Origin of the sequence: Butyrivibrio sp. VCD2006 (assembly GCF_000423925.1) — a bacterium.
Lineage (GTDB): Bacteria > Bacillota > Clostridia > Lachnospirales > Lachnospiraceae > Butyrivibrio.
Window position 1 is genome coordinate 23,876 of record NZ_AUIX01000036.1, and the last position, 11,933, is coordinate 35,808.

Here is an 11,933-nt window from a genome sequence, read left to right on the forward strand (position 1 = left end):
AACAAATGAGTAATAACAAATAGATTTAGATTTAAGGAGAGAAAAACAATGAATACACCTAAGGAAATAAGAATAGCAATCATCGGATGTGGAATGATCTCACATCGTCACATGACAGTAATCAAGAACCTCAACAAGAGAGGACAGAATCTTCGCGTAGTAGCTGCTGCAGAAATCGATAAGGACAAGCTCATGGCTTGGGGTAAGCAGTATGGTCTTTCAGAGGATTGCCTCTATGAGGACTTCAGAGAGATGCTCAAGAGAGATGATATCGATGAGGTTGAAGTTTGTGTTCACAACAACCTTCATACATCTGTTGCAACAGCAGTTATGGCAGCAGGCTTCCCCTGCTACTCAGAGAAGCCTATGGCAGCAAGCTATGCTGATGCAAAGATTCTCTATGATGCACAGAAGAAGTATGGTCAGAAGCTCGCTATCCAGATCAGCTCCATCTACAATCCTCAGACACGTATCGCTAAGGAGATGATCGCTGAGGGCAAGCTTGGTAAGGTTTACCACTGCAGATCAGTAGGACACAGACGTCAGGGACGTCCCGGCTATGATATGCCTTTCTTTAGCCGTGACTTCGTAGATCCTAACGTAGGCGTACACGGACCTCTTTTTGACCTCGGTATCTATCACATCGCACAGATGCTCTATGTTATGGGAATGCCTGAGCTTGAGAGCGTATACGGAACCACAACCTGTGATTACTGGAGAGATAAGAGAATAGATGATGCTGTAGATTGCCACACACCTGTTGAGGATCTTTCAGTTGCACTTGTGCGCTTTAAGAATGGCCTTTCAATGGATATCTATGAAGACTGGGCTATCCACATGGATGAGATCGGCACAAGCTTTATTGCAGGTTCACTCGGCGGTCTTAAGTTTACAGATGTTGACCAGACAGGTGGCCCCATGGCTGTTCCGGAAGGCGGACAGATCGTAGGTGGCGGAGAACTTCAGAAGCCCAGACTTCAGCATTTCGGTGTTGATGAAAAGGGTCGTCTCTTCGATACAAAGCTTGAGTGCGCTATCAGTGATGTTACAGGTATGCAGGAGCTTGCACTTAATCCTGAGATGGAGAAGTACAACGACAACCAGCTTCAGTGGTATTCATACCTTCGCGGCGAGCTTACAGATGAGACAAGAATTGATTCACCTTACATCGCTATGCAGACAGCATTCCTTTCAGAGGGTGTTATGCTTTCAAACGAGCTCGGACGCAGCGTAACAGCAGATGAGATCAAGAAGATGTCAAAGTCTGTTGCACTTCGTGAGCAGAAGACACCTTTCGGCGTGATCAAGTATGATTTCGATGAGTACAAGCCGGAGTAATTGAAGGTAATAGGATAAAAATATAACTTCCCTCCCTGAATTCAGGGAGGGAACAATAATAGAAAGGACTTACAAAATGTATCAGTATAATAAAAAAGGTCCGAAGAGAGGTGTTGCTCTCTACAGCTATTCAGCAGAATTCGGACTTAACAAGACACTTGAGGATTGCTTTGAAGAACTTTATGACATGGGTGCACATGGCATTGAAATTCTTGCAAATACACATATTGAAAACTACCCCTATCCTACAGATGAATGGGTTGAGAAGTGGCATCATCTCTGCGAGAAATATGAGGTCGTTCCCGCAGAATATGGCAACTGGATCGACAGCCATGTTCTTGGAGACAGAGATCTTACTACAGAGGAGTCCGTTGAGATGTTAAAGAGAGACATCCGTCTTGCTCACCGTCTTGGCTTCCATGTAATGAGAACCAAGATGCCTGTTATCAATGATCTGCTTGAGCCCGTTGAAAATTGGAGAGAGATAATAAAGGGCGCACTTCCTCTTGCTGAGGAGCTTGATATAAAAATGTGTCCCGAAATCCACACACCTTCAAACCTTAATGGCAAGCTTGTAACAGATTTCGTTGATTTTATTAAGGAGACAGGCACAAAGAACTTCGGCCTTAACATCGATTTCTCGGTTTTCCGCACAGAGTTTAAGCCCGGTGAGTGGGTTGATCCGAACTATACTCCTAATAAGCCTAAGGATATAATTCCGCTTCTTTCTTATGTTTACTGTTGCCATGCAAAGTTCATAAACATGAGTGATGACTTTGAGGAAACAACAATTCCTTATCGTGAAGTAATAAAGGTATTACAGGATAACGGTTATGAAGGATATCTTCTGAGCGAGTATGAAGGTGCAGATAAGTATGATGATGGCTACGAAGTAGGTCAGACACTTAGAAAACATCACATCCTGCTTAAGAATCTGCTCGGAGATTAATTAGCAAATCAGTATAGAAGGAGATACACAATGGATAAACAGGTAATCCAGTCAGTTGGATTTAGGAATATTAAAGACGCAGAGGGAAATGTTACCGGCTTTCAGTTCAAGGTAAGACTCCCTTACTATAGAGGAATCTTCCTTTCACAGCTCCGTCCCGGCACACTTTTTGTAGACGGTGAGAGAATTGAGAAGGATGATATCATCTGGAATATCAAGGGTGAGGATTTCACCAACGAAGAAATGGCTTCAGATTTTAATACACATTGGTCAACAACCACACCGGCTGTTCTCAAGGTTAAGAAAAAGGGCGGCCTTGCACAGGGCTATCACGATCTTAAGTATGGCTTCTGTTGGACTTCTTCATATATGCCGCCGATCATTCAGGATGGTCTTGATCCTGATAAAGAGCCTATGGTATATATGCCTGAGTTTGGTCATCATGTAAATGAGAGACATTTGCTCATTGTTTAATACTTAGTATAGGATGCGCTTCGATAAAGAGAATTCTTTGTCGGAGCGCATTTTGTGCTTATATGGTAAAATTATTTTTTAGGGAAATATTTTAATTATTTATTTAACAAAATGAGGGAACTTATGAACTACGATACATGTTCTTATGAAATAATAAGACCTGAGAAAAATGAAAAGCACATTATTATGAGCCTGACATTTCTGTTTGTGCTGGAGGACAGTATAACTGTTGATGTGCTTGAGAACAGCTACACACTTGGCGAAGGGGATGTTATCATGATCAACCCCGGAGTTGAGTACAGCTACAGAGAGGTCGGAGAAGCTATTGTCGGCTGTGCGCTTTTCTCCATGAAGATGATACAGAATGTAATGAAAGGCAAAAGTGTTGTCTTTTATTGCAATTCCGAGGCTGATAAGAGCAGGTCCTATGAGGATTTAAGAACGATCTTTTATCATATGACAGAGGAACTACTGTATGGAGGCCGTCAGTCTGACTGCCGCGTAGACAGTAGCCTTTATTTACTTCTTGATACCCTCATTGAGAATTATCAGACAGAGAATCTTAATAAGGCTCAGGGTAATCCGGATAACGACATCCGCATGCAGCAGATGATGCAGTATATTATCGCGAATCTTGATCAGGAGGTTAATCTGACAGATCTTGCCGACAGTATGTATGTTTCAGCATCAACCCTGTCCAGAATTTTTAAGAAAAACACAGGAATCTATTTTGCTGACTATGTTACAAGGTTAAGGCTTCAGCAGTCGCTTTTCCTTCTGGCAACAACTGATCAGAATATGACTCAGATTGCGTTGTCCTGCGGCTTTACCAATTCAACTTCTTTTAACCGCGCATTCCGCAAGGAGATGAACATGTCTCCTTCCCAGTACCGTGAGGCTCATAAGGATGATGCGAAAAAGGAGAAAGAAGAGAAGGAAATCATTGACAATCAGATCAGGGAGAAGCTTGAAAAAAACGCAGCTATTCATGGCAGGCATGAGAAGCCGAGTGAACTGGTCTTTGATCTTGATACAAATCCCGGAGAAGATTACGTTAAAATCTGGAACAAGATAATCAATATAGGCAGTATCAACGATCTCACCAGGGCAAACACTCAGTATCATGTGCAGCGTCTTCATGAAAAGCTTCATTTTGAGATGGCGCGTATCTGGAACCTGTTTTCAACAAGACTGATGATTACTGATGGTACAGGCAGACAGCCCTGCAATTTCAATATGGTTGATATTGCATTGGATTTTCTTGTAAACAGCCATATTAAAGTGTTCATCAGTCTGGGTAGAAAACCCGATATGGCATCCATGGCTTCAGGTGAAATATATAACGTGAATGATTATATTTACTTTGCTTCAAGAAGAGCATGGGAGCAGGCTGTTACGGATTTTATTAACCATGTAGTTGACAGGTATGGCCTTAATGAGGTTTCAGGCTGGTGTTTTGAATTATCATATATTCCTATTTTGGATGACGAGACTTCCAGTCTGTGGGAAAAGGACCCATTCTCTATAGGGGAGGCCTATGAGTTCTTTCATAAAGCGGTAAAAAGAAAAATCCCCGGAGCTATGGTTGGAGGAATTGGCGGAGTAGTCGATCAGGATTGGGAGATGCTGTTAGACTTCTACTTAGACCTTGCAAGGAGGGGAGAGCATCCGGATTTTGTATCCTTCCTTTTGTTCCCATATGAAACGCCAAGAGGAAATGATGAAGCAATATATGGCAGGAGGGTAAGTAAGAATCCTGATACAGAGATCAGTCAGGTCAAGAAGATGAGAGAGCTGATGGATCAGACAGACATAGGAGAGAGTAAACTTTTTATTACAGAATGGAATATCTCTATTTCAAACAGAAACTATGTAAATGACAGCTGCTTCAGAGCAGCATATATTGCATCGCGGGCTGAAAAGCTCATGGAGCATGTTGATGCTCTTTCGATAATGTGTGCTTCTGATTGGATAAGCAATTACATGGATTCTACAGGACTCCTTAACGGAAGTATAGGACTTATCACAAAGGACAGTATCATGAAGCCGGCATATTACTCACTGGCTTTTATGAATACGCTGGGAGACAAGCTGCTATCTCGTGGCGATCATTATATATGCACGAAAACCGACAATGGAAGCATAAGAGTTCTGCTTTTCAATGATTCCTGGTTTTCGGCGGAATATTTCCTTAGAACTGAGGATGTTGGTCTTACTGAAATGAAGAAAAGCTTATATTCGAGGGGCTCTGTCCTTAATATGTCATTGTCAATAAAACATCTAAAAGGCAATGATAAATGGTATATAAAGAAAAGAATTTTAAATAGAAATCACGGTAGTATATTGGATGAATGGGAGAAATTTCAATATGAAACCAGACTTACCAGAAATGATGTAAAGTATTTGGAATCAATATGTGTGCCAAAGCTTACTTTGGAGAGCACACCGGTTGATGAGGGAGACCGCTCCATAACGATAGAGGCGAGTCTTGAACCGCATGAATTGTGCCTTGTTCACATATTCCCGGCGGAATAAATGTGCATGATTACCAATTGAAATTGGGCGTTGCAACAAGTGTTATCATTTGTTGCAATGTCCATTTTTATTTACGAAAAATACGAAACAGATGTATGTAAACGTGGAATTTATAGCAAGAGAAGATTGCATGAAAAAGATAAAGTATATATATCACAAACGTGCACGTAAAAAAGCTGTGTCTAAGGGGTTAGAACACAGGTGACAGAACAAAACTATATTTTATGAAGGTATATTTTGCGGGACTCAAAAAGGTTTCGTAGCTGGGAGGTAAATAATAGAAATGGTAAATCATGCTATATCAGATGAGGCTGTAGTTGACGTTGTTGCTGCGCCCTCGCTGGAATCAAAAAAAGAAAAAACTAACTGGATTACCGGTGGCTTCTACGCAATGGGTGAGGTCGGCTGCCAGCTTTCCTGGTATATGATCAACACTTATCTGACAATTTTCTACACAGATATCGTAGGGTTATCTGCTTCCGCAATATCGCTGATCTTTGTGGTTGCCCGTATCTGGGATGCGATAAACGATCCTATGATGGGTGCTTTATGTGACAAGACAAAAACACGTTTTGGTAAGTTTCGTCCATACGTTATGTTTTCACCAATTTTCCTTGCAATATTCAACATACTGACATTTACAGTATTTCCGATGCAGGGCATTATGAAGGTCCTTGTCTGCATGGTTTGCTACATCGGCGCAGGTATGGCTTACACAGCACTCTGCATTCCTTATCAGGGACTTGTAAACCTTATTGCAAGAGATTCACAGGTTCGTATGGACTATGCTTCATGCCGTGGTATTGGTTCAGGCGCTATCAGCATGATCCTTTCAGCTGTTGCAATGCCTCTTATTCTTTACCTTGGACACAGCGAGGCACCTACTGCAAGGGGATATTTCCTGACAACAGTTCTTTTCTCAATACTTCTTATTCCCTGCTGCCTGCTTTGCGCATGGAAATGTAAGGAAGTGGCTGCACCTGAGGCAACAGATGTAAAGCCCATGCCGATTAAAGAGGCACTTCCTTATATCGTTAAGAACAAGAACATCATGATTACAGTATTTTCAACATTTGCAGGTGCAATGGGCTGCATGGCACGTATGTCAATGCTTGCATTCTATGTACTTTATGTAGTTGGTAATCCTATGATGGTTGCTCCGATCTTCACAACAATGACAGTTTGCCAGCTTCTTGGTAATCTGACACTTCCTTGGGGAACAAAGACATTCTCAAAGAAGGGCTATATGCTCATCACAACATTTATACAGGTTGCAGCACTTGTACTGCTCTTCCTTGTTCCTGTAAACAACATGGCATTTATCATTGGTGTTTCAGCTATAATCGGTCTTACAATGGCTAACGCTAACATTGCTCCCGGTATGATGTGCGACAGTATCGAGTATGGCGACTGGAAGTATGGCGTTCGTGAGGTTGGTCTTACATTCTCACTTGTAAGCTTCTCAGTTAAGCTTGCTACAGCAGTTACAGGTGTTGTAACAGTATCACTTCTTGCAGCAATCGGTTATGTTCCTAACGCAGAGCAGACTGAGGCAGTTAAGACAGGTATCAACGCTCTTGTTAACCTGTTCCCTGCAGCAGTAATCGCAATTTCAGGTCTCTCAGTTCTCTTCTATGATCTTACACCCAAGAAGATGGAGAAGATTTACGCTGACCTTGATGCAAGAGCAAAGAAGGCTTGAAATTAGCCAGTAAAGCTTCTTAGTAAAGAAAGAAGCAACATGAGTTAAAACCTAATGGTAACGATAAAAAATCGCGCCGGTATGTTTAAATACATACCGGCGTTTTTGGCGAAAGGAATGATAATTATGAAAATTGAAACAATAACACTCAATGAAAAAAGAAATGTGACGCTAACCGCTATGCTTCAGGCGACCGGTGGAGAATTCCGAAATGTAACAAAAAGGCCGGCAGTACTCATTCTTCCGGGAGGGGGATATTTGTACTGCTCTGACAGAGAGGCTGATCCGATTGCATTTCCATATCTTGAGGCAGGCTATGATGCATTCATCTTAAGATACTCGACAGGTGAACATTTTGCATGGCCAAATCCCTTAGATGATTATGATCAGGCAATGGATTACATTAAGGAAAAAGCTGATGAATGGGGAGTGATGGCTGACAAGATAGCAGTTATCGGCTTTTCTGCGGGGGGACACCTTGCAGGAGCTGTGGCAACGATGGCTAAGAATCGCCCGGCAGCAGTAATCCTTGGATATGCTGTTTTACGAGACGATACCGCGCATGAGATCACTGAAGCACCTTCGATTGTGGATTCGGTTGATGAGAAAACACCGCCCTGCTTTTTATTTGCAACAAGAACGGACAGTGTAGTTCCAATCCAGAATACTATAGATATGATGAGCGCCTTAAATCGTTTTGATACTTCATATGAGTGCCATATTTACGATTTTGGTCCCCATGGTTTTTCAACCGCGGACTCAAGCCTTTTATCCAAGGGCACTCTTATTTCCGAAAGGGCAAAGAACTGGGTGTCAGACAGCATAGGATGGCTTCGCGATGTACTGGGTGATTTCGATGAAACAGGACTTTCTAAGCCTGTCTGCAAAGCTCATTTAACTGATGATGGTGAAGCATGGCTGTCGCTTGACTGTTCTGTCAGCAGAATCTATGGTAACCCCGAGGCTGTAAAGGTGATAGCGGATACTATAGAAATAATGAAGAAGAAAATAGAGCCCTTTAGTCCGGAGCTTTCCTTCGATGACATGATGGGAATATTAGGTAAAATGAAGTTAAGAGACCTGCTTGCTGAGCGAGGCATTGATATAGACCGCTTTGACGAGATTGATGAGAAGCTTTCAAAGATACCAAATATCTGATTGTTTGCTGATGATATTGGGCGGATTCTGATAGTGAAGCACATTTTGATTTTGAAAAATATCAGGTGATGGATAGTAGATAAAACATAAGGAGTTAAAGACATTATGGGTATAGATTTAACAAAGGAGCAGAAAAACAGGGTTGAAGAGCTGCTCTCAAAAATGACACTTACAGAAAAAATAGGACAGATGAATCAGGAGTCTGTCTCAATAGTCGGAGGATTCGATGTCCCCTTTGAGCAGCTCATTGAGATGATGACAGATGGAAGATTATCAAAAGAGGAATTCCAGAACATCATGGCCACCGCTGAAACTGACTATCACGAGGATGCCATCAGGGAGGGAAAAGTAGGGTCTCTTATGGTACAGGATCCGGAGAAGTGTAACGAACTTCAGAGGATTGCGGTCGAGGAGACAAGACTTGGGATCCCGCTGATTTTCGGCCTTGATGTAATCCATGGTTTCAGATCGGTTTATCCTATAGCAATTGCAGAGGCAGGTTCATTTGATACAGACCTCATGGAGAAAACTGCTGCCATGGCGGCTAAGGAATCAAGAAGTGCAGGTGTTGCCTGGCATTTTGCACCGATGCTTGATGTTGCAAGGGATGCAAGATGGGGAAGAGTTTCTGAGGGACCCGGTGAGGATCCATACCTTGGAGCAACCTTTGCAAGGGCTAAGGTCAGGGGGCTTCAGAACGACCACTCATCCACAGAGAACTATGTGGCAGCATGCTTAAAGCACTTTGTGGGATACGGAGCCTGTGAAGCAGGAAAGGACTATAACACGGTAAGCATGGCAAACCATATCTTATATAACAATTATCTTGTGCCCTTTAAGGCAGCGGTGGAAGAAGGCGCTCAGACAGCTATGGCATCCTTCAACGATCTGAACGGAGTGCCGAGCACAGTGAATAAGTGGGTTCTTCGTGACATCCTAAAATACAGCATGGGACTTAATGGCTTTGTTGTCAGCGACGCAAATGCAATAAAGGAGTGTGTGGTTCACGGCATAGCAGAGGATGAAAAGGATGCTGCAAGAAAGTCCGCGGTGGCAGGTCTTGATATGGACATGGGCACGGAGATCTATATAAATAATCTTGAAAGCCTTGTTAATGAAGGAAAGGTTTTGGTAGAAGAAATAGATGATGCCTGCAGAAGGATTCTTTCTGTAAAAATGTGGCTTGGACTTTTTGATCAGCCCTATGTATCTGAGGAAGCTATGAAGAGATACGAGGAAATACCTGAGGAGCATAAGGCCCTTGCACTTAAGGCGGCTGAGGAGTCTGCGGTTCTTTTGAAAAATGAGGGAAATATCCTTCCCTTGAAGAAGGATGCAAAAATCAGTCTTGTGGGAACACTTGCAGAAAAAAAGGATGAGGTTGTAGGTGCCTGGGCCATGAGCTGGAAGGAAAAGGACTGCGTAAGCATTTTGGATGGCATGAAGCAGGAATTTTCAAATGTGGAATATTACCCCTGCGGAGGTCCTGAGGGTGAGCTTAGCGAGGATGAGATAAGTGCGGCTTGCAATAACGGAGATGTAATCGTTGCAGTACTTGGAGAGACTGTTGCCATGTCAGGCGAAGCTGCATCAAGAGCTGATATAACACTTCCCGGAAAACAGAGAAAGCTTCTTGAAAAGCTCATTGCCTCCGGTAAACCTGTGGTTTTGGTTCTAATGAACGGAAGGCCATTGGCCCTTTCCTGGGAAGCAGAAAATGTGCCGGTAATACTTGAGGGGTGGCACCTTGGAATTCAGATGGGAAATGCCATTGCGCATATTTTGTCAGGAAAAAAGAATCCCGAGGGAAGACTTTCATCATCATTCCCTGCAGTAACCGGTCAGTGCCCGATTTATTACAACCATCCAAACACCGGAAGACCTGCGGGCAATTTTAAATTCACATCAAGATATCTCGATGCTCCGTTTACTGCGCTCTATCCCTTTGGATATGGCCTCTCATATACAAGCTTTGAGTACTCTGATCCGGAAGTAAGTGAAGAGAAGGACGCACTCGATATTTCCGTAAAAGTGAAGAATACCGGAGAAAGAGAAGGAGTGGAAACAGTACAGTTCTATATGCAGGATGTGGCTGCATCAATAGTAAGACCAGTGAAAGAATTAAAGGTCTTTGAGAAGGTCTCACTAAAACCCGGCGAAGAAAAAACTGTGAAGGTAAAGCTTTTCAAAAAGAATATGGGCTTCTGGAACAATCAGGGCAAGTACTTATTAGAGGATGGATTTTTCAGAATATATGCAGGAAGTGATTCAGCTACTGAAAACTGCAAAGAAATCAGAGTATCATTTGATGATGTAGAAAGGCTCTCTGATTATCCTATGGAAAAATAAGAATGTGTTTCCCTTGAAGAAATAGTGTGAAGAGGCATCGTTTTTGGTGTTTGCAACGGAGTTTTAACATCTGTTGCAAGCACCATTTTTTTTTGAGGCGCTTTGCAACAAATTAACTGTCTAAGTGGTAGGAGAGAAAAGAACGAGACCCGCTTCGGTTATAAGATAAGTACATCAAATGAAACAGGTACACGGCTTACGGAAATCTGTCGGGAAACCAGTATCCTTGATAGATACCGCCGTTAATCCAAGTAGAAAACATATTATATTTATCAATTTTGGGAGGAATATCAAAATGAAAAAGAAAATTTTAGCAGGACTTCTTGCAGGAACAATGGCACTTTCACTTACAGCATGCGGAAATGAGGCAGGCTCCAAAGCAAGTGCTGAGGCAACAGTAACAGATTCAGCTACAAGCACAGCTTCAGCAGATGCAACACATATCTATGTTTTAACAGCACCTGAGGATCACGGCTGGACAGGATCAGTTGCTACTTTTGCAAAGGAGAAGGTTTCTGAGGTTAACGGAGAAGGCAAGTATTCAGCAGAGCTTATAACCTGCGAGGATGCTGCATACCAGATCACACAGATCGAGGACATCATTGCAAAGGGCGACAAGAACATCGCAGTAGTTATTCAGCCTATTGATGATACAGTACAGTCTGCAATCCAGCAGCTTGTTGATGAGGGAATTCCTTATGTTGCATTTGACAGAATCATTGATGGCGTTTCAGCAAGCGCTGTTTCAAATGTTAAGGGCGACAATGAGGGTATCGGCGCAGGCTCTGCAGCATATTTCGTATCTCTTGGAATGCAGCCCGGTGACAGCGTTTACGTATACGAGGGAGATACATCATCAGTTACTACATTAAGAGATCAGGGCTTCACAGAGTACCTTCTTGGTGAGATCGAGTTTGACGGACAGAAGATCGCTGACGATGCAAAGTGGACACAGGATCAGATTGATTCCGCTATCACATATTCAGGTGCAATGAACTGGAGCAGATCAGATACGAAGTCAGCATTTGAGACCCTTATGGGCGATGCTTCAAACACAGAGATCAAGTGGTTCTATGCAGAGGATGATGAGCTTGCTATGGGTATGCTTGAAGCACTTAACGGCGGCGGAATCGATGATTCAGCTAAGGAAGCATTCCTTGGAAACAAGCCTGTAATAACAGGCTGCGGCGGACTTGATGAGCTTTACGGTGTTCTTAGGGGCGAGAGCTATGAGGATATCACAGCACAGCTTGGCGGCATCATGTCAGTAACCTACAGCCCCAGCATGATTCAGACTGCTATCCAGGATATGGTAGACAGCCTTGATGGTAACACAGTAACTCAGGATCACGTGATCGAGTGCCAGAATGTAACAGCTGACAACGTTGCTGATTTCAAGGGCTTTAACTGATTTAGGAAAATCGACAC

At 42.8% G+C, this 11,933-nt stretch carries 8 protein-coding genes; all 8 read left to right on the top strand.

Annotated elements, in window-relative coordinates:
• The first annotated feature begins 48 nt into the window (after positions 1 to 48).
• A complete protein-coding gene (locus G586_RS0112740) occupies positions 49 to 1,338 on the top strand; it encodes a Gfo/Idh/MocA family protein (protein WP_026528065.1) in 1,290 nt (429 codons plus the stop codon).
• Positions 1,339 to 1,414: 76 nt separating this feature from the next.
• Entirely contained in the window at positions 1,415 to 2,287 is an 873-nt protein-coding gene (locus G586_RS0112745) for a sugar phosphate isomerase/epimerase family protein (protein ID WP_026528066.1), read from the top strand.
• Between the two features lie 30 nt (positions 2,288 to 2,317).
• The gene (locus G586_RS0112750; protein ID WP_026528067.1) at positions 2,318 to 2,761 is read left to right on the top strand and encodes a C-glycoside deglycosidase beta subunit domain-containing protein; all 444 of its coding nucleotides are present in this window, start codon (positions 2,318 to 2,320) and stop codon (positions 2,759 to 2,761) included.
• Between the two features lie 123 nt (positions 2,762 to 2,884).
• Complete coding sequence (locus tag G586_RS0112755) at positions 2,885 to 5,296, top strand: GH39 family glycosyl hydrolase (RefSeq protein ID WP_026528068.1); 2,412 nt, start codon at positions 2,885 to 2,887, stop codon at positions 5,294 to 5,296.
• A gap of 283 nt (positions 5,297 to 5,579) precedes the next feature.
• Positions 5,580 to 6,998 (top strand): MFS transporter, encoded by a 1,419-nt coding sequence (locus G586_RS0112760; protein WP_155834158.1) that lies wholly within the window; start codon positions 5,580 to 5,582, stop codon positions 6,996 to 6,998.
• A gap of 126 nt (positions 6,999 to 7,124) precedes the next feature.
• Positions 7,125 to 8,156 carry an alpha/beta hydrolase gene (locus G586_RS25050; RefSeq protein ID WP_196811601.1) on the top strand — a complete coding sequence of 344 codons (1,032 nt, stop codon included), beginning with the start codon at positions 7,125 to 7,127 and terminating at the stop codon, positions 8,154 to 8,156.
• Between the two features lie 105 nt (positions 8,157 to 8,261).
• The gene (locus G586_RS23005; RefSeq protein ID WP_051204785.1) at positions 8,262 to 10,505 is read left to right on the top strand and encodes a glycoside hydrolase family 3 N-terminal domain-containing protein; all 2,244 of its coding nucleotides are present in this window, start codon (positions 8,262 to 8,264) and stop codon (positions 10,503 to 10,505) included.
• A 295-nt stretch (positions 10,506 to 10,800) separates the two neighbouring features.
• Positions 10,801 to 11,916, top strand: a complete 1,116-nt coding sequence (locus tag G586_RS0112775) for a substrate-binding domain-containing protein (protein ID WP_035773259.1) — start codon at positions 10,801 to 10,803, stop codon at positions 11,914 to 11,916.
• Positions 11,917 to 11,933: the final 17 nt, after the last annotated feature.